Annotated in this window: 24 protein-coding genes, 1 tRNA gene and 3 pseudogenes; 15 read left to right on the top strand and 13 right to left on the bottom strand. The window is 37.0% G+C overall.

The window, feature by feature from the left end:
* Positions 1–27: 27 nt before the first annotated feature.
* The gene (locus A6B45_RS10140; protein ID WP_072614447.1) at positions 28–702 is read right to left on the bottom strand and encodes a Crp/Fnr family transcriptional regulator; all 675 of its coding nucleotides are present in this window, start codon (positions 700–702) and stop codon (positions 28–30) included.
* A 278-nt stretch (positions 703–980) separates the two neighbouring features.
* Between A6B45_RS10140 and rpmH the strand changes: the two genes are divergently transcribed.
* The 7 genes from rpmH to A6B45_RS10105 all read left to right on the top strand — a co-directional run bounded on the left by rpmH (position 981) and on the right by A6B45_RS10105 (position 5,223).
* A complete protein-coding gene (gene rpmH / locus A6B45_RS10135; RefSeq protein ID WP_002816117.1) occupies positions 981–1,115 on the top strand; it encodes a 50S ribosomal protein L34 in 135 nt (44 codons plus the stop codon).
* Positions 1,116–1,252: 137 nt separating this feature from the next.
* Positions 1,253–1,603 (top strand): ribonuclease P protein component, encoded by a 351-nt coding sequence (rnpA, locus tag A6B45_RS10130; protein ID WP_072614446.1) that lies wholly within the window; start codon positions 1,253–1,255, stop codon positions 1,601–1,603.
* On the top strand, positions 1,600–2,436 hold the full coding sequence (locus tag A6B45_RS10125) for a YidC/Oxa1 family membrane protein insertase (RefSeq protein WP_072614445.1): 837 nt from the start codon (positions 1,600–1,602) through the stop codon (positions 2,434–2,436). The genes rnpA and A6B45_RS10125 overlap by 4 nt, the downstream gene beginning before the upstream one ends.
* A gap of 117 nt (positions 2,437–2,553) precedes the next feature.
* Entirely contained in the window at positions 2,554–3,159 is a 606-nt protein-coding gene (gene lepB, locus A6B45_RS10120) for a signal peptidase I (protein WP_072614444.1), read from the top strand.
* Positions 3,128–3,592, top strand: coding sequence for a GNAT family N-acetyltransferase (locus A6B45_RS10115; RefSeq protein ID WP_072614443.1), 465 nt, complete (start codon positions 3,128–3,130; stop codon positions 3,590–3,592). The genes lepB and A6B45_RS10115 overlap by 32 nt, the downstream gene beginning before the upstream one ends.
* Positions 3,589–4,512, top strand: a complete 924-nt coding sequence (locus A6B45_RS10110; protein WP_072614442.1) for a magnesium transporter CorA family protein — start codon at positions 3,589–3,591, stop codon at positions 4,510–4,512. Before A6B45_RS10115 ends, A6B45_RS10110 begins: the two co-directional genes overlap by 4 nt.
* Positions 4,513–4,653: 141 nt before the next feature.
* Positions 4,654–5,223, top strand: coding sequence for a xanthine phosphoribosyltransferase (locus A6B45_RS10105; RefSeq protein WP_072614441.1), 570 nt, complete (start codon positions 4,654–4,656; stop codon positions 5,221–5,223).
* Here the strand turns inward: A6B45_RS10105 and A6B45_RS10100 are convergent.
* The 3 genes and pseudogenes from A6B45_RS10100 to A6B45_RS10090 form a co-directional block, all read right to left on the bottom strand.
* Positions 5,218–5,712, bottom strand: a pseudogene (locus A6B45_RS10100) (LysR substrate-binding domain-containing protein); the annotation flags it as partial. The gene A6B45_RS10105 and the pseudogene A6B45_RS10100 overlap by 6 nt on opposite strands.
* Before the next feature lie 16 nt (positions 5,713–5,728).
* Complete coding sequence (locus A6B45_RS10095; protein WP_012268558.1) at positions 5,729–6,649, bottom strand: IS30 family transposase; 921 nt, start codon at positions 6,647–6,649, stop codon at positions 5,729–5,731.
* 96 nt (positions 6,650–6,745) lie between these two features.
* A pseudogene (locus tag A6B45_RS10090) lies at positions 6,746–7,081 on the bottom strand (LysR family transcriptional regulator); the annotation flags it as partial.
* Between the two features lie 139 nt (positions 7,082–7,220).
* On the opposite strand from A6B45_RS10090, the gene A6B45_RS10085 reads away from it, so the two are divergent.
* The gene (locus A6B45_RS10085) at positions 7,221–8,213 is read left to right on the top strand and encodes a YeiH family protein (RefSeq protein WP_072614440.1); all 993 of its coding nucleotides are present in this window, start codon (positions 7,221–7,223) and stop codon (positions 8,211–8,213) included.
* A 12-nt stretch (positions 8,214–8,225) separates the two neighbouring features.
* On the opposite strand, the gene A6B45_RS10080 is transcribed toward A6B45_RS10085, so the two are convergent.
* From A6B45_RS10080 to A6B45_RS10070, 3 genes are all read right to left on the bottom strand, one after another.
* Positions 8,226–8,296: transfer RNA gene (locus tag A6B45_RS10080), tRNA-Ile, on the bottom strand.
* Positions 8,297–8,330: 34 nt separating this feature from the next.
* Positions 8,331–9,119 carry a 2-keto-4-pentenoate hydratase gene (locus A6B45_RS10075; protein WP_072614439.1) on the bottom strand — a complete coding sequence of 263 codons (789 nt, stop codon included), beginning with the start codon at positions 9,117–9,119 and terminating at the stop codon, positions 8,331–8,333.
* A gap of 462 nt (positions 9,120–9,581) precedes the next feature.
* On the bottom strand, positions 9,582–10,349 hold the full coding sequence (locus tag A6B45_RS10070) for a helix-turn-helix transcriptional regulator (protein WP_072614438.1): 768 nt from the start codon (positions 10,347–10,349) through the stop codon (positions 9,582–9,584).
* 420 nt (positions 10,350–10,769) lie between these two features.
* Here A6B45_RS10070 and A6B45_RS10065 point away from each other — a divergent pair, with 420 nt between their 5' ends.
* The 4 genes from A6B45_RS10065 (at position 10,770) to A6B45_RS10050 (ending at position 14,211) form a co-directional block, all read left to right on the top strand.
* Positions 10,770–11,258, top strand: coding sequence for an MFS transporter (locus A6B45_RS10065; protein ID WP_072614437.1), 489 nt, complete (start codon positions 10,770–10,772; stop codon positions 11,256–11,258).
* Positions 11,259–11,320: 62 nt separating this feature from the next.
* On the top strand, positions 11,321–12,361 hold the full coding sequence (locus A6B45_RS10060; RefSeq protein WP_072614436.1) for an efflux RND transporter periplasmic adaptor subunit: 1,041 nt from the start codon (positions 11,321–11,323) through the stop codon (positions 12,359–12,361).
* Entirely contained in the window at positions 12,354–13,043 is a 690-nt protein-coding gene (locus tag A6B45_RS10055; protein ID WP_072614435.1) for an ABC transporter ATP-binding protein, read from the top strand. Before A6B45_RS10060 ends, A6B45_RS10055 begins: the two co-directional genes overlap by 8 nt.
* A complete protein-coding gene (locus tag A6B45_RS10050) occupies positions 13,030–14,211 on the top strand; it encodes an ABC transporter permease (protein ID WP_072614434.1) in 1,182 nt (393 codons plus the stop codon). The genes A6B45_RS10055 and A6B45_RS10050 overlap by 14 nt, the downstream gene beginning before the upstream one ends.
* A gap of 35 nt (positions 14,212–14,246) precedes the next feature.
* Here the strand turns inward: A6B45_RS10050 and A6B45_RS10045 are convergent, their stop codons facing one another.
* Entirely contained in the window at positions 14,247–15,701 is a 1,455-nt protein-coding gene (locus A6B45_RS10045) for a glutamate--cysteine ligase (protein ID WP_072614433.1), read from the bottom strand.
* Positions 15,702–15,829: 128 nt separating this feature from the next.
* Here A6B45_RS10045 and A6B45_RS10040 point away from each other — a divergent pair, with 128 nt between their 5' ends.
* Entirely contained in the window at positions 15,830–16,723 is an 894-nt protein-coding gene (locus A6B45_RS10040; protein ID WP_072614432.1) for an alpha/beta hydrolase, read from the top strand.
* Between the two features lie 82 nt (positions 16,724–16,805).
* On the opposite strand, the gene A6B45_RS10035 is transcribed toward A6B45_RS10040, so the two are convergent.
* The 3 genes from A6B45_RS10035 to A6B45_RS10025 are packed head-to-tail and all read right to left on the bottom strand — an operon-like array spanning position 16,806 to position 18,796.
* Complete coding sequence (locus A6B45_RS10035; protein WP_072614431.1) at positions 16,806–17,069, bottom strand: PspC domain-containing protein; 264 nt, start codon at positions 17,067–17,069, stop codon at positions 16,806–16,808.
* Positions 17,070–17,124: 55 nt separating this feature from the next.
* On the bottom strand, positions 17,125–18,459 hold the full coding sequence (locus A6B45_RS10030; RefSeq protein ID WP_072614430.1) for a DUF4097 family beta strand repeat-containing protein: 1,335 nt from the start codon (positions 18,457–18,459) through the stop codon (positions 17,125–17,127).
* Positions 18,446–18,796, bottom strand: a complete 351-nt coding sequence (locus tag A6B45_RS10025) for a PadR family transcriptional regulator (protein WP_072614429.1) — start codon at positions 18,794–18,796, stop codon at positions 18,446–18,448. The genes A6B45_RS10030 and A6B45_RS10025 overlap by 14 nt, the downstream gene beginning before the upstream one ends.
* Before the next feature lie 392 nt (positions 18,797–19,188).
* Here A6B45_RS10025 and tyrS point away from each other — a divergent pair, with 392 nt between their 5' ends.
* Both tyrS and A6B45_RS10015 read left to right on the top strand, forming a co-directional pair.
* Positions 19,189–20,436, top strand: a complete 1,248-nt coding sequence (tyrS, locus tag A6B45_RS10020) for a tyrosine--tRNA ligase (protein ID WP_072614428.1) — start codon at positions 19,189–19,191, stop codon at positions 20,434–20,436.
* A 30-nt stretch (positions 20,437–20,466) separates the two neighbouring features.
* A complete protein-coding gene (locus A6B45_RS10015; RefSeq protein WP_072614427.1) occupies positions 20,467–21,456 on the top strand; it encodes a D-2-hydroxyacid dehydrogenase in 990 nt (329 codons plus the stop codon).
* A 64-nt stretch (positions 21,457–21,520) separates the two neighbouring features.
* Here A6B45_RS10015 and A6B45_RS10620 read toward each other — a convergent pair.
* Positions 21,521–22,496, bottom strand: a pseudogene (locus A6B45_RS10620) (bile acid:sodium symporter family protein).
* 37 nt (positions 22,497–22,533) lie between these two features.
* Positions 22,534–22,854: a metal-sulfur cluster assembly factor gene (locus A6B45_RS10005; protein WP_072614426.1), complete on the bottom strand. Its 321-nt coding sequence runs from the start codon at positions 22,852–22,854 to the stop codon at positions 22,534–22,536.
* Positions 22,855–22,882 lie beyond the last annotated feature (28 nt).

Below are 22,882 nucleotides of genomic sequence, written 5' to 3'. Positions count from 1 at the left end.
AACAATCACATAAGTAATTGACCTAAGTCAAGGATTATCAATTTTTGTGATATTTAACACGATTTTACCTTTGGAACTATTGCTGATAATTCTTTTTTCTTCAAGTTTTGTAAAGTTTCGACTCAGGGTAGCAGGAATTGTGCCGAGATAAGCTGCTAGTTCTTTTTTTGACATAGGTAGTTCAAAACTTAAACTATCTGTTTCCTCGGCAGTATCCTTTAAAAACTTCAATAATCTGTCTTCAACAGATCCTGTTAAAAGATTGGCCTGTTGTGTCTGTAATTTCTGCATCTTTTCAGCAATAGATATGGCTAATGATAGACCAATTGTTGGGTGTCGTTTTGTTAGGGTCAGAAAATCGCCTCTGCGAATCTCACAAATGCGAGATTTTATCACAGCGACACACGTTACTGCGTGGCGTGAACCTATAATTAAAGATTCTTCTCCATCAATGTCACCTTCATTTAAGAAATAAAGCGTTTGTTCTTTTCCATTGCTGGATGTTTGGCTGATCTTTAGTTTGCCTTGGTGTACTAATAGTAGTCGATCAGAATCATCCTCAACATCAAAAATGGTTTCCCCAGGCGCGTATTCAATGTAATTGATTTGTTTGCTAATCATATTTAGTTCATCTTGGGGCAGCTGACTAAATAGAACAGTTTCTGAAATACAATTGTGATTAGGATGTGTTAACTTACGCATAAGAAGAGTCCTTGGGGTATCTTGATAATATTTGAGCAAATAAAATTAAAAAAATTTTAAAATAACATATAATATGTTTCTAAAATTTATTATAACAAAAGTTTGATTGTCAATGCTGAAATGAGGATTATATTGCTATTAACATAACAAAGAGCGTATAATAGTTAAGTATTTGAAAAAAAATCTAGTGCGCTTGTGCTGGGGTTGATTTCATGATATGATTAAACTCGAATTGCAAAGTTTTTGCAGGTAAAAATCGTGAATGGAGGTGAACACACATGAAGCGTACATACCAACCAAAAAAGCGTCATCGTGAACGCGTACACGGATTCCGTAAGCGTATGAGCACGAGCAACGGTCGTAAAGTTTTGGCTCGCCGTCGTGCAAAGGGCCGCAAGGTTCTATCTGCCTAACAAGGTCGCTGCTATGCAGTGGCTTTTTTATTTAGTACATGAAGAAAAAATAATATATTATCTATCGTGAAGATGAACATTTTAGTAACCATTTAGGCATGTTGATACGGCTACGTACATAAATAGGGAGTAATTTCATGAGAAAAACATTCCGCATAAAAAAACCAGAAGAATTTCAACATGTTTTTAATAAACACCGTTCTGTAGCTAATAAGTATTTTATTGTTTATCAAATGGATAAACCAGAGCAAAAACATTTTCGTGTTGGGCTTTCGGTTAGTAAAAAAATAGGTAAAGCACATGAGCGGGTTTGGGTTAAACGTCGTATCCGTCAAAGCTTGTTAGAATTGAAACCTGAATTACCTCAAGAGTTGGATTTATTAGTCATTGCACGCCCTGCTGCAGCACACAGAAGTCAAAAATTTTTGAAAAGCCAAATGATTCATGTGTTAAAGCTGGCTAAGATATTGAAAGAAGAGAACGAATGAAGCGATTTGAGAATATTTTGAAGAGAATTGGACCGTTACCTTTGATTATGGCAGGAGTAGCTTTGGTCTTAATCATTGTTTCTGGGTTGTCGTATGATGGACAAGTGACATCACATAGTTTCTGGAGCGCGATTGTCGCAGTGTTTACAAGAGCTATTTTGGGTGCTTCAAGTTGGTTTGGCAATAACTATGGTATGGGTATTATCCTGTTTACCATTTTTATTCGCTTCTTGATCCTGCCACTGATGGTATACCAAGTGCAATCAATGATGAAAATGCAAGTGGTTCAACCGGCTTTAAAAGAATTACAAGCAAAGTATCCCGGTAAGGATACTGAAAGTCGTCAGTTAATGATGGCAGAGCAACAAGCACTGTATAAGGATGCTGGCGTAAATCCATTTGCTTCAATGCTACCTTTAATTGTGCAAATGCCCATTTTAATTGCACTGTATCAGTCAATTTGGAATTCACCTGTTCTAAGATCGGGAAAGTTTCTGTGGCTACAATTAGGAAGTAATGATCCATACTTTATTTTACCGGTGTTGGCCGCATTGTTCACGTTTGCATCATCATGGCTCTCAATGCAATCTAACCCCGATCAAAATGGTATGACTAAGGCCATGCCGTACATTTTCCCTGTGATTATCTTTTTCTCTGCTCTAGCCGTTCCTAGTGCTTTGTCACTTTACTGGGTTGTGGGAAATGCCTTCCAAACTGTGCAGACATTTTTCTTGCAAAATCCTTTCAAAATACGACGTGAACGTGAAGCAGCAGCGCAACTTGAAAAAGAAAAACAACGTAAAATCAGAAAAGCAAAACGCCGTAAGCGGTAAAAAATGATATTATTAGCTGGAAACAATGTTGTCATAACACTGTTTCCAGCTTTTTTTGTATAAATATTTTTTAAAAACTGATATAATATTATTTAATGTTAGAGGGGCAGGTGTAATATGAGTTTTTTTAAAAATTGGGTAGTACCTATTAGCATAGGAGTCCTTATTGCTCTCGTTGTAAAAATATTTCTGTTTTCTTTGGTGACAGTTGACGGACCGTCAATGGATCCCAATTTAAACAATGGCGAATTGGTTGTTGAGAGCAAAATATCTACTGTGAAGCGTGGGGATGTCATAGTTTTTGACGCAACTAATGAGGATCCACAAATTAAATCTGGGCACAAGGATTACGTGAAACGGGTAATTGCTGTTGGCGGTGATACAGTATCACATAAAGGTGCGAATTTATATGTTAATGGTAAAAAAGTTAATCAGGATTACATTGGATTAGAGCAACAATCAGGGGGTACTTGGGGTGATTGGACGTTAAAAACGCTATCATCTCGAGATTTTTGGCAAAAGAAAGATCGTAACACAACAGTTGTACCAAAGAATTCATACTTTGTACTAGGCGATCACCGATCGGTTTCAAATGACAGTCGTATGTTTGGTTACGTTGAAAAGAAACATGTGCTTGGTAAAATCTATGTGCCATTCTGGAACGCAGATAAGCAATCAAAAGAGAATGTTAATGACCAGTCCAAAAAATTTTTTGCAAACTAAATCAACGAAAAATCTAGTACTACGCGCAATGCAGCCTGACGATTCAGAGGCACTTGCGCGTATTTATTTAGGTGCTCGACAACATAATTTTTCTTGGGTTAAACACCCTAGATTAGAGGATTTTGCTAGAGTTTCTCACGGTGAGGTGGTTGAGGTCGCCATTATTAATCAAGAAGTTGTAGGATTTGCATCCTTATCCGAGCGTGATAGTTTTTTACATCTGCTATTTATTAAAGAAGGCTGGAATGGTTGTGGCATTGGTGCAAAATTACTTGATTGGGCACGCAATCAAGTAACGCAAGCGTTAGAATTAAAAGTGGTTACAGCTAATGTTGCTGCACAACGCTTTTATGAACGAGAGGGGTTTTTAGTCGTTGGCAAATCAGTGTTTGCAAAGCCACAAAATCTGACTTATAGGGATGGCAGAAAATGATTGAGATAGTTAAGAACGTAAAAAATTTTACATGGTACCACGTTTCAAATTTGACAGTTGAAGAACATGAAAGCTTAGTCAAAGAGCACCACTTAACTAATGAAATGATAGGATACGCTGTTGATCATAATGAAAGTGTGCGCATGGAATATGATCGGCATGCGGGCGAAACCTTGATGGTTATTGACGTGATTGTACATCAAGACAACAATGTGGAGACGAGGCCAATTGGTATCTTATTTGCTCATAATGATGTCTATACATTTACGCATGAGCCTACAGATTACATCAAGCCGATTATATTAGATCCGCAGAATCAACAAATACGAGCGCAAGAGGACGAAATTAGTGCATTTGATTTTATCATGACAGGGTTATATTCCTTAATGATAAAGTATGTTGACGAAATAACAGAAATTAATAAAAAACGGCGTGTCATTCAAGCACAATTTGGTCAACAAAAACAAACGACACACCAAATGAATGAGTTATTATATTTAAAAACACAAATGATTTATATTCAAAATTCACTGGCTAATAATCATGTGATGCTAGATAGCTTTCGAACAGATTTTAAAACACTATTGAAAGAGTTTGAATTAGAACATATTGATGATGTAAGAGTTGAAGTTGAACAAGCTAAGCGAATGGCTAACTTGGCACTAGAGGTGATTAATTCAGTTAGTGACGCGATGGGTAATCTCAGTAATCGTGATTTGAATTGGACGATGAAGGTATTAACTGTTTACTCAATTGTTTTGACAGTCCCAACTATTGTGAGTGGATTTTATGGTGAAAATGTGAAGTGGTTGCCGTTTGCTGATGCACAAAGTGGTTGGTGGGTAACGATTGTTATTACCCTTGTATTAATGGCGCTGGTTAGTATTTTGATGCTGATTTCTGGTTTTTTTCGAAAATAATGTTTTGTAAAAGCGGAAAATAATGGTTATTTCAAATTTTGTGTTGAGGCAATGGTTTGTCGCCATTTTTTCTAAAAAATGTCTTAAGTTCAAAAGGTAGTGGCTATCAATAGTGGCAGTAAATGAAAAAGGATATGAATGATGGAAATATTAGAGCAAAGAATTAAAAAAGATGGTCGTGTTTTGGGTAAAGATGTGTTAAAAGTGGACTCTTTTTTAAATCATCAAGTTGACCCAGAACTTATGCAAGCCATGGGTGAAGAATTTGCAACGATATTTTCTGATGAAAAAATTGATAAGATCGTAACGATTGAATCATCTGGAATAGCTCCGGCAGTCTTTGCAGGTCTGGCACTTCATGTACCAGTTGTATTCGCACGAAAAAATAAATCTTTAACACTTCCAGAGAATGTTTGGACTGCAGATGTGTATTCATTTACAAAGCAAACGACAAATCATATTATGATTGATCATCGCTTCTTAAGTGCTGCTGAAAATATCTTAATAGTCGATGATTTCTTAGCTAATGGACAGGCTGTCGAGGGGCTACTTAAAATAGCCAACGATGCAAATGCTAATGTCGTTGGGGTTGGTGTTGTCATTGAAAAGACCTTTCAAAAAGGCCGTCAAATTCTAGATGAGCGCGGGGTACGTGTTGAAAGTTTGGCAAGAATTAAAGGTTTTGAAAACGATGAAGTTATTTTCTTATAAACTTCTGGCAATCTGAGTAAAGCGTGCGATCTCATTTTTTATGATGCTCTGATTATTATGCTCATGGTGAATAATATAAAATTGACGGTTGAACGCGTTATCCAGTTTCTTATAAGGAACAGATTCTGGTAAAGCTTGAATACTAACAATAGACTTACCAACATTTTGTGCTAGCATTTTTGCAATAATATCATTATTTGCGATAGTTAAAAAATGATCTGGTACAATGTTATGCTGTTTAAAGTATTGTTGTGTGTAATGATACACCCCAGAACCTTTTTCCCGAACTAACCAAACAGTGCTGTCTAGATTGCCAGCCAAAACAAGTTGATCACCGGCTATCGCTTCGCGAGTAATAAAATCATGTGTGATCGGTTTTTCAATTATGCCAAAATCAAATTGATGATTTAAAACACCAGCGAGGATTTCTCCAGAATTATGCATTTCAATTTTGAAATCAATGGTGTTGAATTCATCTTTTTTTATTTGTGGCAGATTGCAAGAATCATCCGAACACCGCATGTTTCTGAAAGACTTTTCGTGGTGATTGCCAGTTGAGCGTTTTCATTGGCCTGGCATTAATCCAATGATTAATTTGATCTAATTCTTTCTGACTGATGGTTTCAATTTTGCGTTCTTTTGGGATAAAACGACGGACATATCGATTTAGCACTTCATTACTACCACGTTCTTCTGGTGAATATGGGTGTGCAAAATACATCGGTATGCCTAGCTGTTCTTCTATTTCATCATATTTTGCAAACTCTCGACCGTGATCAACTGTAATTGATTTAGCATTTTTTATACCCTTGAAAAACCTAATAATAGCTGGTGTCACTGCCTGACTATTGCGCCCACTGACATGTCTCATGATATGTTGTCGACTCAATCGTTCTGTGATGGTCACTAAAACATCGCCACGTGTTTTACCAGATTGCATCGTATCAACTTCAAAATGACCAAATTCTTGTCTTAATTGGACAGCTTTTGGTCGTTTTTCAATTGAACGGCCATGAGCAAAAACACGTCTACGGCCGTCAGATTGACGTTTACGTCGAATACCTTTATCAGGTAAATCTGATAACTTAATTTTAAGCAAACCATGATGAATCCAGTTGTAGATGGTCTTGAAAGCAATACCCAATACATGAGCAGCCGTTTCTGGTGACCACTTCAAGATACCAATGTGATGGTTCAAAAAAGCTGATATTTCAGGTGTTAGGGTCGGATGGCGACCGTGTTTGTGCCGATTACACTGGGCTAAATGATGAGCCTGTTGTGCATTGTATGGTTTAATTCGATTTAACTCGTAGGTAATAGTTGCAGGAGAACGCTTTAAGAAACGGGCTATTTCTCGAGTTGAATGATTAAGTTTGATCATTGTTTCAATGACAGAACGTTCGTGAGCTGATAAACTAGAAGACATAAGCTGCAGATCCTTTATGGTTGATTTTAGTCAATTACCATTAAAGTCTCTGCAGTTTTTTTATGCAAGGTGTTCGGTTTAATTTTACAATCTGCCTTGTGCAAAAATCTTGGGCAATAGAACGGTTGATGAGGTTTGCGATGCACCTATTCTCACTGTAGTACGTGACCGTTCTTCAGCTAAATCTAAGCTGTCTGTTGCACTTTGCCAGTCATCAAGTAGATGTAAAGCATGTTGGTAAAATTTCCTGGCATTTGTAGTAGGCACTAATTCAGTACGACCGTTTCGTTCAAATAGCGTAGTGTTTAATTGCAACTCTAACTGTTTAATATGCACACTGACTGTAGGTTGAGAAATAAATAATTGTTCCGCTGCCTTTGAAAAAGAACGTGTTTCATAAACTGCGATAAAGGATTGGATTAGTTTAAACATATGACTCCCTATTAAAATACTTAATTGAACATATTATAAATATTTATTTTACAAATAGCAAATGTGGGGGTAACATAATAATTATCGAAATTAGAATTTAACAGTTCGTTGTTTCTGTTAAATATGTGGGAGAATTAATATGAAGATTAAAAAGAATATGATATCTGGTATTATCATAACTTTGATATTGTCTGCAGTTGCTAAAGTATTGGCTACGTGGTTACCGTTTTTAGGTGCAGAAGCAATCGCAATGTTACTAGGTATTCTATTAGGTAATACTGTTTTGAATCAGCCATCTTTTGCACCGGGGATGAAATGGGCAGAAAAATTTCCTATCGAAATTGGTATTGCATTGATGGGGCTTACTGTTACACTTCGGACCATTGAAAATCTTGGCATTAATGGCTTGGCTTTCATTTTGATACAGATGGCATTAACTATTTTGGTTGTTCTTTGGATGGGTGGTCGTGTCTTTAAGGTTTCTGACAAATCCTCCATGTTAATGGGTGCAGGTAATGCTGTTTGTGGATCAAGTGCTATTGCGTCAGTAGCACCAGCGATAGGAGCCACTGATGATCAACGACGAACAAGTGTTGCGACTGTTAGTTTGACCGGTGTCGTATTATTGCTGATTTTGCCGATTCTTGGGCCATATGTGTTGGGACAACATAACTTACTACTGGGGGCATTAGTTGGTGGTGTGGTTCAGTCAGTTGGGCAAGTCGTTGGAACAGCAGCATTGATTAATCCTACTGTTGTCACGTATGCGACTCTGTTTAAAATGTTACGTGTCATTCTGTTGACGGTTGTTGTGTTAGTTTTTGCTAAAATGGCACAAAGAAAAGACGATTCAGCAATAAATATTAATAGTAAAGGGGTCAAAATTCCTTGGTTTATTATGGGATTCGTAATTTTACTATTAGTTAATAGCTTTATTTCTTTACCCAACTTAATAACAAATGGAGCCAAACAGATTTCTGGTTTTTTCGGTGTCGTGAACTTAGCGGGGATTGGACTGAATCTTAAGCTGGACACAATCAGAAAGTCTGGGGGGAAGTTTCTTAGCTATGGCCTTGTAACCGGTGCGGTACAGGTTATACTCGCTATTATTTTGATAAAAATTCTATTTTAAATTTAGTATATATCGGCCTGAAAGGTAATGATCCTCTATCTCTGCGTTATCAGCGCAACGCTCTGCCATTGAGCTACAAGCCTATTATAAAAGTGTTCCACGTGGAACACTTTTTTATTATTTCACATGAACCGAAACAGAACCAAAGCCTTCAGTGAATTGCGCTTTCCAAGTTCCAGCTGTGAGTGATAAGGGGAGTAGAAATGTCCCTGTCGAGGCATGTGTTCCTGCTGGGAAATCTTTACCTTGTGAAAATAGTTTTTCAACAAGCCATTTTAGTGATGTAACTGGGTTGCCAAGAACTTCACTGCCAACACCACTGGCAACTTCTCGATCATTGTGCGACAGAACAGCCGAAACACGAGCCAAAGTAGCTAAATCTAAGTCAGCGCCATCACGTTGATTACCATAAACTACGGCACCACCTACGGCCGCATCGCACAAAACAAGATACTTGTCGAGCTTTGGGAACCAATTTTTGAAACGTGCATCTGGTAATTCTAAAGTTGGTGCAACAGTTGTATTTTGAAGTAGTTCTACTTCACTCATTGATGGTGTTAGGTCCTTTTTTGCAGTAAACATTAATTCTACCTCAACTAGCGGTTCATTGTATGCTGTTAAATCTAGATTGAAACCAGATTGGACAAATCGATTAGCTAATTGGGCACCATATAGCGGTGAATCAGAGTTAAATAAATCTTGTGTCTCCTGCGACGTTAGGGAAACCTTGTAACCAGCAACTGGTGCATTCTTTTGAGTAAGAACGGCATCTTGGACTTTATAGGCATCTTCGAAATTATCAACAACGCCGACATATTCGTCTCGGTCAAGTGGCGTGTTGGTATCAAATGCTTGGAAGAGTTTAGTAGTTAATTCTTGTACGTTGTGTGTTGTTGATGTTGTCATGATATTTTCCTCTTTTATTGTTATTTCAAACAAAAAATTCCATTTAATAACTATTACAGTTATTAAATGGAATTTTAAACTCCTTTATAACCGTAACGACCAAATATTACGAGTCGTTACGCCAAATAACAACCCAACTATTAAATAATAATAATTGCGTTGATAATAATATTGTTTACTTGTGAGTTCATTTGCTTGTTCATGTTTCTAAGTATAGAATAAATAAAATAAAAAAGCAATACTATTCTTATTTTTATAATTTATTTGTCATTATTAGCGATGAAAACAGATATAATACATGATATTTGTATTTTTATTCATAGTTATAGAGATAACTCCGTTTATACAAAAGTTAATAAAATCACAATATAAAATTTAATCAAGACCAATAATTATACGGCGTGCATAATTATTGAATAAAAAACACCGTATTTTACTAATACGGTGTTTTTTATTTAAAAATTATAAGGCAGCTATGTCAGTGATAGACATCTTGGTTAATTGTAAGAAATGAACTCTAAAAGTTTCTGGTGATTCGGGGATAGGTTGAGTTAACCAAGTGGAAATAATTGAGAGTGTCATTTTTACGCTGAGTTCAATAGCAAATAATCGACTAACTGGGGCGTTTTCAATACAATAATTATTAAAAAATGGAGTCACCCATTTAATGTATTTCTGCTCTAAAAAATGCATCCATTCGCCATTTGCATAATTTTTCGAATAGAGTATTTTTAAAACATGACAATGCTGGTATAACACAGGCAATATAACGTCAGCGAGTATGATAAAAGGGTCAGTTGCTGTTGTGTGTTTCAGCGCAATTGATATTTCTTGTTCAATTTTTATCGCAATAAAAGTTAATATATCCAAAGGTGTTGAAAAAAGCGATGAGACATAGTGTGGGTTCAGACCGGATTCAAGAATAATATCTTGCATAGTAACATTTCGCATATCAGAGCGAGATAATAAGCACAAGAATGCATGTGCCAACTTTTCTTTATCCAGATCTCGTTTACTTTTCTTTGGGACCTTATCGACGGGTAATAATTTTGAAAGTGGTATATTAAATGATTGTGAAATTTTTTTCAACATAACAAGTGTGGGGCGGGTTCTCGCACGTTCCCAACTTGAAACAGTTTGGTGAGATACAGACAAAAAAGCAGCAAACTCTGTTTGCGTGAGTTTGTTATCGTTTCTAATCTTTTTAATTATTTTATTAGTTTCATACATGAAAATACCACTGTTTTTTTATAAATCAATAATAAAGTCCGAAAAATATAGGCGAAAAATCCCATCTATTTTTGGTTTGTTTAATTAAAACAATTATTATCAGATTTTACTATAAAAGTCAATAAAATATTTATCGCAAAAAATACGATATGACGTAATTTTTGATGAATTTTGGGCCTGTCGACTTTGATATAATAATAACTATCGGCTAAATAGTATAGGCCCGATACAAACAAAGGAGAAGAGAGATTATCTGATAGTTCACTTATACTTGTGTTTAAAAAATAGATGATTTTTTGAAAGTCTGTGGGGATATTTTCAAAACTCATCTATTTTACTTCGCAGGTTGTTACAGTTTGAACTATTGTTAGGGTGCAAGCATGATGAATCTTGTAGTCTTGGTAATCAACAGGGAGAAATATGACAAAAACAGTTAAGATTGTGTTAACAATCGTTGGTACTTTGGTTCTAATCGGAATAACGATGGTTGGTAGTTTGATCGCTATAAAAGACGTAAGTGGATCTGAGTTTAATACGCCAACTTTGCCTGTAATGATTGGGATAGTTGTTGGAGCAACAGCATCCGTTATATTTAGTGCGTTATTTAGCAAATTATTTATTTTTCTTTCGCAACTTGGACAAGAGGCAAAGCAATCCGTATCATTCATGAATTCTTGGTATGCCACAGTAGTAAGCATGCTACCTGTTGGAATCATTAATCTGTTTCTAATAACAGTTTTGAATCTATACAAGAATGATAATAAAGCAGCAAGCATTATTGGTGATCTTGTTGCGGCATTCTTATATACATTAATTTTGCGTCAGGATGGTACGATTACAAAACGTACACAGATTATTTTTATTGTGATTTCAGTAGTTTTGGGAGCTGGGATGGCCTTTGCGTTTTAACTTTTTGTAGTTAACGATAAAGAGTTTTGAATAATCATTAACATGTTATGTAGGGGAAGTATATGAAACGCAAAACAAAAATCATAGTAACTGTTGTTGGAAGTGTTGCTGCACTTGGTATTTTAACTGCCACTGGTGTGGAAGCTTACCATAAACTGGTAAAGCCGGCAACAACGGCTAAAAACAAGTATCAAGTGTATAAAGTAACTAGTGCCTTACCACTTACAATGTCAGGAAAAGTGGTTGCTGAAAAAACACAATCTTTAAACTCACCAACTGGGAAATTGCAACAGATTAATGTGAAAGATGGGCAGTCTGTTAAAAATGGTGATATTTTACTTACCGTAACTGCTACAGATGTGCAAGATTCTATTAGTTCGCAACAGGATGTTGTAAATAAAGCCAATCGCGCAGTTAGCAGCGCATCAGCTACACTAAAAAATGCACAACAAAGTTACAATCAAGCAGATGCGGATACTAAAATGTCGCTAAAGGACACTGTTACACAAGCGCAACAAGCACTAACTGATGCAAATGGTGATTTGCAAGATGCCCAAAATAAGCTAGCAGAATTACAAGGTAAATTAACTGTATCTTTGAAAGCACCTTTTGACGGGGTTGTTTCAGTAAGTAACGATACAAAAGATGGTATACCAGCCATCACAATGAATTCAAGTCAAAAAGTTTTGCAAGCTAATGTGTCAGAATATGATTACAGCAAGGTACACGCTGGAGACAATGTCACAGTGAGCGGTATTGATGGCTCGCCAAAACAAAGTACTAAGATTACAAAAATTGAACAAATTCCATCTAGTCAGGGCAAAGGAACAACGTATTATCCTTTCTCTGCCAGTGTTAATAACGACTTTTTGTACGGACAAAGCGTTAAGGTGAAGGTGCCGCAGTCAGAGTTAAAAATTCCAAAATCAGCGGTATATAAAGGCAGTGTCTACAAAGTTATTGATGGTAAGGCTAGTCGAGCTCAAGCTGACTTAACGCAAAATGGAGATACGTACATTGTTAACTCTGGTATTAGTAAAGGGGAAGAATTGGTTACTAATCCGGATGCAAAGTTGACAAATGGAGAGGTTGTTGATGATTAACTTAGTTTCAGTCAGCAAAAGTTATCGACAGGGAAACGAGAATTATAAAGCTTTACATGAAATTTCGTTAAATATTAATGCTGGTGAATTCGTTGCGATTATGGGACCGTCCGGTTCAGGGAAATCAACATTGATTAACATTATTGGTTTTTTAGACAATAATTTTGATGGACAATATAATTTTAACGGCACTGTAGTTAATGAGTTGAATAGACGCGATCATGCTCGATTACGTAATCAATCAGTTGGTTTTGTTTTTCAAAATTTCAAACTAATTAGGAACCAAAGTGTAGGCGAAAATGTTGGGTTGCCATTATTATATGCCGGTTTGAAGCGACGTGATATTATTGCTCGTGTAAATGATGTGTTGGAGCAAGTCGGATTACCTGACAGTTATGATAAACTACCTAAAAATTTATCGGGTGGACAACAGCAACGTGTTGCAATTGCTCGTGCAATTGTCACACGTCCTAACTTTCTAGTGGCAGATGAACCCACGGGGGCATTGGATTCAGCGACATCTCGAGAAATATTGGCACTTTTTGAAGAGCTAAATCGTAATGGAACAACAATCATTATGGTGACACACGATGAAAACGTTGCACGCCAAACAAATCGTTTAATTAGGATTTTAGACGGTCGTTTACAAAGTGACGTGGAGGTGCAGCATGCAGGTTCGTGAGTTAATTGTCAGTTCATTCAGGTCGTTAATTTCGAATAAACGTCGCAGTATTTTAACTATGATTGGCATTATTATTGGTATTGCTTCGGTGATTACCATCCTATCTCTTGGTGATGGGGCACGGATTGAAATGCTGAAAAATTTGCAGGCCGACAGCAGTGGACAACAGTCGACGGAGATTACATTTTCGCCAAGTAATGATGCTAAAATTTCCGGATTTAACAATGATGATTTAGCGCGTATTCGCGCTAATGCTAAAGTCAGCAAAGTTACGGTACAGTCTGATGATCATGGTATCTTATCCAGTGAGGGGACCATTAATGGTAAGAGTATAACAGCATCAGTATATTTAGCAACAACAGCAAATGACAGTGAGATCATTACTGGGCATGGCATTAAAGCAACAGATATCTCAATGGATAACCCAGTTGCATTGGTTAGTCAATCAATTGCCAAGAAAGGTTATCGAACAAATCGAAATGCGTTGAATTCAGGAATTGAAATCAATGGCACAATGTATACAATTGTTGGCATTATTAATAATAATGCGGTAAAGGGTGAATTTTACAATTACGACGTCGTTGTGCCACGACACGTGTTTGAGAACAGTAACGCAACGGTTAATGCGAATACCTTAAAACTAACATTTGTGTCTGGTACAAATATATCTAAAGCAACAACTGATATTAAAGATCAACTCAATAAAATTGGTTCACAACATGCTTCCGGATCCTATGAGTTTTTTGATACAGCAGCCATGCTTAAAGGTATAACAGCAGTCATTAAGGGTATTACTTACTTTATTGTTGCTGTCGCCAGTATTTCATTATTTATTGCCGGTATTGGGGTCATGAACATGATGTATATTGCAGTTAGTGAGCGGACTCAAGAAATTGGTATTCGGATGGCTGTGGGGGCATCTCAGAAACAAATTTTATGGCAGTTTTTGATTGAAGCAGTTATGTTAACACTTAGTGGTGGCATGATTGGCTACCTTGCAGGGTTAGGGATAGCAATGGGAATTTCTGCTTTTCTACCATTTAAAGCTAGTGTTTCACTATCAACATTTCTATTGGCTTTCGGAACATCAACAGTTGTTGGTCTAGTGTTTGGTATTTTACCAGCAAAAACAGCAAGTAACAAAAACTTGATTGATATTTTAAGATAACAACTACTAAAAAAGTAATGATACAGTCCGTATCATTACTTTTTTGTTTTGACATATTTAGTTAAGTCTGTATTTTTTGTGAACGTCCAGACGTGGTCGTTTTGGCTTATTTGTAAATAATTATCCTTGCGCAATAATGTTTTAAATCCTAATTTATGCGCTTGGATGTAAGTTTGTTTTAAGTGATTAGGGGCAAAAACAAAGTTATTACTGCTGGATTTTCGTTCTGACAAAATCTGTTGTCCGCGTTTCAAAGCAAATGATTCCAGAGAATCATCACTAATAAAATTTGATAACTGGGACCCAATAGTTTTTGTTGGATCAGCAAGGGTATTCTTAGCGAATGTGAGAGCGCTAAAAAAATCTTCCTGTAGTTCAGCGGGGGATAGCTTAATAATATCCTCCAAGCGTTGAATCAATTGTTTAGCAGAAGTGGCGAGTGATGGGACGAGGGGATCATTTGGATGTTGTAAAGCTACCGTATGGTTTAGGGACTGCGCACTTTTTAGCTCGTCCTCTGACCATTGCTGTGGATTAATGATGGCATCGATGATTAGCAAATGGAGGAAGCTTAACGCATCTTGTGAAATACCATCTAGTGTGAAAGGATTGGTATCAAACATCCTAAACTCTAAGTATGAGGCGCCACGTTGTGCCATATTATTCAAACTTCCTGGAGCCTTTAAGCGTACGGGACCATAAAACTCACTTTTATCATAGAACTGGCCAGTATCAACATAATGTTGGAGTTGTTGCATATACGTTTCAAAGCTAGTATAGTCAAATTCAATATCGTTATGATTTGCAAAACCAAAATTACTGGCGCGCCAAGAGCGAACCGGTTGCATATGTTTGAAATTGGTTGGTAAATTATCTATTGAATTTTCAGAAACGGGGCTTGCACCAAAAAGATAGGTCAGTAGCCACCTATAATTAGCTATCTGCTGAGCGATTTGAAAGTATAATTCATTTTTGGCAACAGGATAGGAATTGATTTCTTTTTGAGAGCCAAACCACCAAACTAAGTCGTCAGCTGCTGAAAAATTAACATGAATTCCAGCCATAATATGCTTGAAAGGTCCATAACGCTCGACTAAAACATCCCGATATTCTTGATACCAAGACCGTTCAAAATGATTAAGCAAATAATCAATATCGTTGGCAGACATGTGTGGGGGCATCGAAAGAGGCCAAATGATTTCATCCTCAGCCAGTTCAGATGCCAAAATAGTCTGGAGTTCGTGCAAATGCATTAAGGCATCTTTTGAAGAATGCTTAGTAGCGGTGACTAGCTCTTCTTGGCTTTCAGAGAAATCAGTCTGGAAGTAGGGTTGATATTTCCGATTGCCTAAATCACGTGGGTGTGGATGCTGGGATAGGCTTTTACTTCCTGATTGTACACGGTGTTCTTCTATTTCAATACCGAAACGACCAGCAAATAGTATTTCACGTAGCTTATTATTTGTAAGTTGTATAGAATTTTGAAGCATACAACGTTCTCCAATTGTTATATTTAAACCATTTTAACTTATTATAAGCTGGTAGTGGTAAAATCTGTATCAGTTTTAATATTATTATTACAATTTGACGGATACGTTAATTGTTTTATAATGAAAGTATGTTATTCAAAGATAAAACATATAAATATATTCCAGCAAATATGCCAAAAAATGCTAGGGTTTTTCATGATCTTAGCTATTCGGTTGGAGATCGTCATCAGCTTGACCTTTATTTACCTAAGGTGGGGGAAAATTATCCAGTTATTATAGACATCTATGGTGGTGGTATGCTTCGAGGACAAAAATCCTCATATAAACTGAATCCCAGTTTACGGTTCTTGAGTGATGGCTTTGCAGTAGTTAGTCCAGATTATTCGCTTAATCAGCTAGGTGAACAAACTTTCCCTGTCCAAATCGCTGAGATTCGTGCAGTAATAAATTTTTTGATAAAAAATTCAAAGCAGTATGGCCTTGATACGGACAACATTATATTGATTGGAGAATCTAGTGGGGCCCAGTTAGCTGTTTTAACTGCAGCAACGATATCTGAGCATCTATTGTTGGGCAGACTCAAAGATGCAGCGGAACACACGTTTTTTCCAAAAATTAGTTGCGTGATTGGGATGTATGGGCCCTACAAAGTTGACGATTTTTCTAAACAGTTTGCTGAGCTCAATATAAAACCACAATTCAGCGAAACTGGTGAGGCACAGTCATTTGAAGGAATAATGTTAGGTACCAAACGGCCGGATCAGATGCCAAGTAAAGTTGCACAAGCGAATCCGGCAACTTATTTTTCAAAGAATATGCCGCCGTTGTTATTATTTGCTGGAACTAAGGATGATGTAGTGCCTTATTTACAGAGTGTTTCATTGGCTGAAAAGTATTATCAGAAAGTGGGTAAAAGAGCTGAGGTGATACTAGTTGATGATGCGCATCATGGACCACGTGATTTCAATACGGATGATATTCATGCAAAAAAATTGGCATTTATCAGAGAAAATACTAAATAACAATGCGTTTTTGCAAAGCGAGTAAATAGACCCTGTGGATATGAAAAAAGTCCACAGGGTCTATTTGAGATTAATGTTTTGATTAAGGGCGATCATCGTAGTCATCAGGTGTGACATCTTTTCTAGAACCGTCTGAATAATAATGTGTCTGACGTGGTTCATCAGGAATCAACACCCAGGCGATGATATAAACTAAAATTCCGGGCAGAACGGGTAGGAATCCTAATACCACGAAAATGATTCGAACTAACGTAGCATCCCAATTAAAATAGTTAGCAATCCCGCCAAGGACTCCGGCAATAACACGGTTATCACGTGAGCGAGTTAATTTTTTAGGTTTTGTCATTGTTATTCCTCCATGTAATAATTGTTGATTTAAGCTTAGAAATCAAATATAGGTACTAGTATATCTTTATAGAACCCATAGCTGCTTGTGCATCGATTGTAAATTCAGGGTTAGCACCAACAAATCCACTTTTATAGCCATCGAAACTTTTATTATAATGGATGTCACTGCGATCCAAATGAACTGCTCCTGAGTTAGTTGCTAGTTCAAAATTGAAGTCTTGATCAGCTGGAGCCGTTAAGCGAATGGTACCAGAATTAGAGTTTAGTTTCAAATCGTTTGTTAGTTGGTCAACTCTTAAACGAAGTGAACCTGAATTAATCTTGAATTCTCCGCCACCAATAAAATTGTTTATACGTACCGAACCAAAGTCAGCGTTAACTTTAGCATAATCAATAGTTGCATCGTTGATATTGACAGCACCTAATTGAGCATATATTTTAGCTTGTTCAGCCTTGATATGTGTTGCCTTTATTGAGCCGGATGCAAGTTGCCAATCTGCAGTCTTGGTATCCATATTTTTGACTTTGAAACTGCCGGCATTAATTTGAACATTAAACTTCTCGGTAACTAAGTCTTGTGCATATAAGCTGCCCGCTTGGTTTTGTACTTCTATTTTCCCAGTGTTGAACGTGCGTGGAATGCCTATGTTCACGGCAGCACGGACATGGAAGAGCATTGGATGTTCACCCTGGTTAACTACAATTTTATCATCATTTTCTGAGATAGTGGCAAAATAACGTCTATTATCACGACTAAAGTACTCATCAATAGTAATGAGGTCGATTTTATCATTTGTATAGAAGTGAATCGAAGCTTCGCTGTAATCAATTACAAAATCTTTGCTACTAGTTGGCACGGTCAATTGATGGTGAGCTTTAGCCCAGTTAGGTTCCTTGAAGTCTTTATTTTCAAAATTATCATTGCTATCTGAATCAACATTATCTTCAAACTTATAGTATTTATCGCCCACACGGGCGCCATTGCGGTCAACGTGCAACCAATCACCAAATTGGACTTTATTATTTTTGCCATCAAGGATGATATCATCACCAAGCGTTACGCCTTTTTTGTTGATGTGTAAATTTCCAATGTGCACGCCTTTATTTGAAATATCCACGTAAGGTCTTTTTGGCTCAGATTCTTTGTTTGTTTCCTCTTTTGTACTAGGTTCACTCAAGTCTTTTAACAAACTATCAATATCACCTAGTTGCTCAAAAGCATCGTCCAAAGCTTCATTATGGGACCGATCAGTTTTGGAAAAATCTTGATAAACCTCTAATAAATCGGCTACAAGTTCTTCTTTAAATTCCGTTAATTGTGCGTTCGGCGTATATTTAGAAAAAATAACATCCAAACGGGTTCTAATTTCCATTTCAACGCTCATCATAATCTTTTATCCTCCCGCTAATTAAATGGCTAATGATATCTTTGGCGAAGTCCCATTCTTGTTGTGCTGATTTAAAATGTTGTTGGCCCTGATCAGTAAGGGTATAGTATTTTCGTCTAGCCCCCTGGGTTTGATCACCCCAATAACTACGGATGTCTCCGACCTTTTCCAAGCGTCTAAACGCAGTGTACAGTGTTGCCTCATTCAGTTCATATTGTTTATTGGATAATTGGCGAATGGATTTTGAAACTTGGTATCCATAAGAATCACCTTGACTGAGAATATTTAAAATAATGGTGTCCGTATGACCACGAATGAGATCTTTTGATATATCCATATGCAGTTACCTCTTATAGCTACATAATATAACATATTACTGTGGTTGTCAAAGTAATGTGTTATAGGCGGTTATAAGAATGTTTCACATGAAACATTCTTATCGTTTTCTTGTAAAATTAAAATGTCCTATTTATCTGAAATTCTGGTATAATAAAAACATTCATTACGCTGATAAAGATAATACCATGCGTGTCAAAGAGAGTTAGCGGTTGCTGTGAGCTAATCCGTGGGTATTGTTGAGTTACACAGTGTGTAAATCAATGACGTGTGCCGCGATAAGGCATATTAAGTGGTAGGTCCGATGACTTACAATTTAGGTGGTACCACGGTGAAAATCGTCCTAGTCTATTTAGATTAGGACGATTTTTTCTGTAATTAAAGGAGATAACGATGAATTTTATTGAAGATTTAAAGTGGCGCGGTGCGCTAAATCAAGTTACTGATGAAGAGGGATTGATTAATGCAATGCAATCAGGTGAAATTGGCGCGTATGTGGGAACAGACCCAACAGCTGATTCATTACATTTGGGGCATTTGATTCCATTCATGGTACTAAAGCGTTTCCAAAATGCTGGTGGTAAAGCGGTTATTATCATTGGTGGTGGAACGGGAGCCATTGGGGATCCTCGACCAACTACAGAGCGTCAATTATTATCACCAGAACAATTACATGAAAATGAAAAAGGCATTACCGAACAAGTAACTAAATTATTTGGGGATGCCAACACGGCTATTGTAAATAATAATGATTGGCTTGGAAAGTTAACGTTAACAGACTTTTTACGTGATTATGGAAAGCTTTTTTCTATTAATGTAATGTTAAAAAAGGATGTGGTTGCATCTCGTTTAGAAACTGGTATTTCATTTACAGAATTCACATATCAAATTTTACAAGGCATTGATTTCCATGAATTGTGGCGCCGCCAAAATGTTCAATTACAAATTGGTGGATCAGACCAATGGGGTAATATCACATCTGGTATTGATTTAATTCATTCAATTGAAGGCAATGATGCGAAAGCATTTGGTTTGACAATTCCTTTGATGACAGATTCATCTGGCAAAAAATTTGGAAAATCAGAAGGGAATGCTATTTGGTTAAATCCAGAAAAAACTTCTCCTTACACTTTTTACCAATTTTGGTTTAACCAAAGTGATGAGGATGTTGTGAAGTATTTGAAGTACTTTACATTCTTGGGGGTTGATGAAATTAACGCACTTGAACAAGAGTCAAAAAACAATCCTGGTGGCCGAGTAGCACAGAAACGTTTGGCACAAGAAGTGACTAAGTTCGTTCATGGAGAACAAGCGGTTGTAGATGCAGAAAAATTGTCTGCTGCACTATTTAGTGGTGACGTTGCCGATCTTTCAGCAGCAGACATTGCAGATGCATTTGGTGGTGTTCCAAGTTTTGATATTACTTCAGAGAAAAAGAATATTGTCGATTTCTTAGTTGACGGAGAAGTAGAAAAGTCAAAACGTCAAGCTCGGGAAGATGTCACAAATGGTGCGATAACAATTAGTGGTGAGAGAGTGACAGACCTTAACTTTGAAATTGACCCAACAAAACATTATGATGGAAAGTTTGTATTGGTTCGTCGTGGTAAAAAGAAGTATTTCTTGGGTACGGTGAAATAAACTATTCTTAGCACACATTTGGAGGGTATCATGAAAATTTTAATGTACAATACAGTGTCAGATGAATTACCATATGTAAAGAAATGGATTGAGAAGACTGGGCATGAAGTTGTGACTATTGACCAACCGCTTGATGAAAGTACGGTAGAACGTGCTAAAGGGTTTGATGCTATTACTACACAGCAAACGACAGCAATTAATGCACCAATTTACAATCAACTTGCTCAATTCAATATTAAACAAATCGCTATTCGACAAGTCGGTTATGACGTGCTAAATTTACCAGAAGCGTTTGCTAATAATATTCGCCTATCGAATGTTGCAGCTTATTCACCCCGAGCAATTGCAGAATACACATTGACGCAACTTTTTAACTTGATTCGTCATAACAAGAAATTTGAACGTGCTATGGCAGTAGGAGATTACACTTGGGCAGCTGGCGGGCAAGCACGAGAAATTCATAATTTAACTGTCGCTGTAATCGGTGTGGGGCGTATTGGAACGGCACTTGCAGAAATGCTTCATGCGCTGGGGGCGACAGTGTTAGGCGTTGACCCTGTTTATCGAGCTCAGAATGAACCATTTGTAGTTTATACGACACTAGATGATGCTTTGTCTCGAGCAGATGTGATTAGCTTTCATACGCCTTTAAATGACGAAACACGTGGTATGGCAGATAAGAATTTCTTTGCCAAGATTCAGCCAGGAACAATTATGTTGAATTTTGCACGTGGCGAAATTGTTGATATGGTTGAGTTGGAAAAAGCCCTTCAGTCAGGGCTGCTAGCAGGTGCAGCCTTTGATGTGGCACCAAATGAAAATGATTTTATGAATCAAAAGCAGCCTACGACAAAATTGCCTGCAGATATACAACGATTACTCCAGTATGATAACTTTCTGTTATCACCACATATTGCCTTTTACACAGATACCGCAATTAAAAATATGGTTGAAATGGCCTTAAACGATGCTGTGACAATGGTTAATGGTGGTTTCACTGAAAATGAAATTTTGCGATAAATATAGAAATTAGTTATTAAATAAAAAGGACGGTGCTTATAGCATCGTCCTTTTAAAAGTATTTTTAGTCTTGTGTATTATCTGTATGATTCTTCCAAAGAGAGGCTAATACTGAACCGGAGATATTGTGCCATACGGAGAACATAACTGCGGCAATAGCCGAAGCTGGTTCAAAGAATGAGATGGCTAATGTAGAGGCAAGCGCAGAATCTTGCATACCAACTTCGAAGGTGATTGCCTTTTGTTGAGGCGTCTTCATTTTCATCATTTTTGAGAAACCATAGCCTAGTAAGTAGCCTAATAAATTGTGTAATATAATAACGGGCACTAAAATTAAGGTTGAAACTGCCAAAATGGTTTTAGAATTAGCTGACAACACGGCTAAAATAATTACTAATATAGCGACTTGTGATATCAAGGGCATAATTCAATCACTTTTTGTACGTGTTCTTTAAAAATCATGTGAACAATGACACCTAGTACGATAGGAATGACAACAATTTGAAATGCTGAAAAGAACATTGATGTAAAAGGAACATGCACCCATTTGCCAGCCAACAGTTTCAATAGTGTTGGAATCATGATAGGTGCTAACAATGTAGAAAGTAGGCCGATTGAAACATCAAGTGCAACATCACCGCCAGATAAAAACGACATAACGTTAGAGGAAGTGCCAGATGGAGCTGATCCCACCAATATCACCCCAACGGCAGCAGCACCTGTTAATCCAAACCTGTTAATCCAAAAAGGTGTACTAATAAAAAAGCAATTAAGGGCATAATGACGTAGTGTGCGATTGTTCCCAAAATAATTTGTAATGGATTTCGAGCTACTCTTTTAAAGTCAGTTGGTGTTAAAGTGATCCCCATGCCAAACAAAACAATCATCAGCAATATTGATACGGCTGAGAGGTTACCCACTTTTGTTGTAGCAAGTGATGTGCCAGGCCTAGGAATGAAAATAGCCGCTAAGGCTACTAAAATAACAAAGACGGTGAAAAATTTGGTAAGAAATTTTGAAAGCGATTTAATTGTATTCATATTACTCTCCCGGTAACTTGAAGTAAGGATGGTGTTTTTAACTATGGACACCTAAAACCATTTTTGCATAACGGCTCATTCTATCAGGAGACCATGCTGGTTCCCAAACTAAGTCGATCTTGACACTATTGACAGCATCGATTGCCAGTAAAGCGCGCGTAATCATTGTGTCTAATACCGCAGTTAACGGACAACCCATGGTTGTTAAAGTAAGTTTGACGGTGACATGACCATTTTCATCCATGGCTAATCCATAGACCAATCCCAAACTGACAATATCGCAACGTAGTTCTGGGTCAATTACTTGTGATAGGGCTTCTAACATCTGGTCTTGTAGTTCTTGTGTTTTATTTTCCATGGGTCAGTCCTTTATTACTGGTAAGATA

Source organism: Leuconostoc suionicum (assembly GCF_001891125.1).
Classification (GTDB): Bacteria; Bacillota; Bacilli; order Lactobacillales; family Lactobacillaceae; genus Leuconostoc; species Leuconostoc suionicum.
The sequence above is the reverse complement of the archived record's forward strand: the minus strand, read 5'-3'. Positions and strand labels throughout refer to the sequence as shown.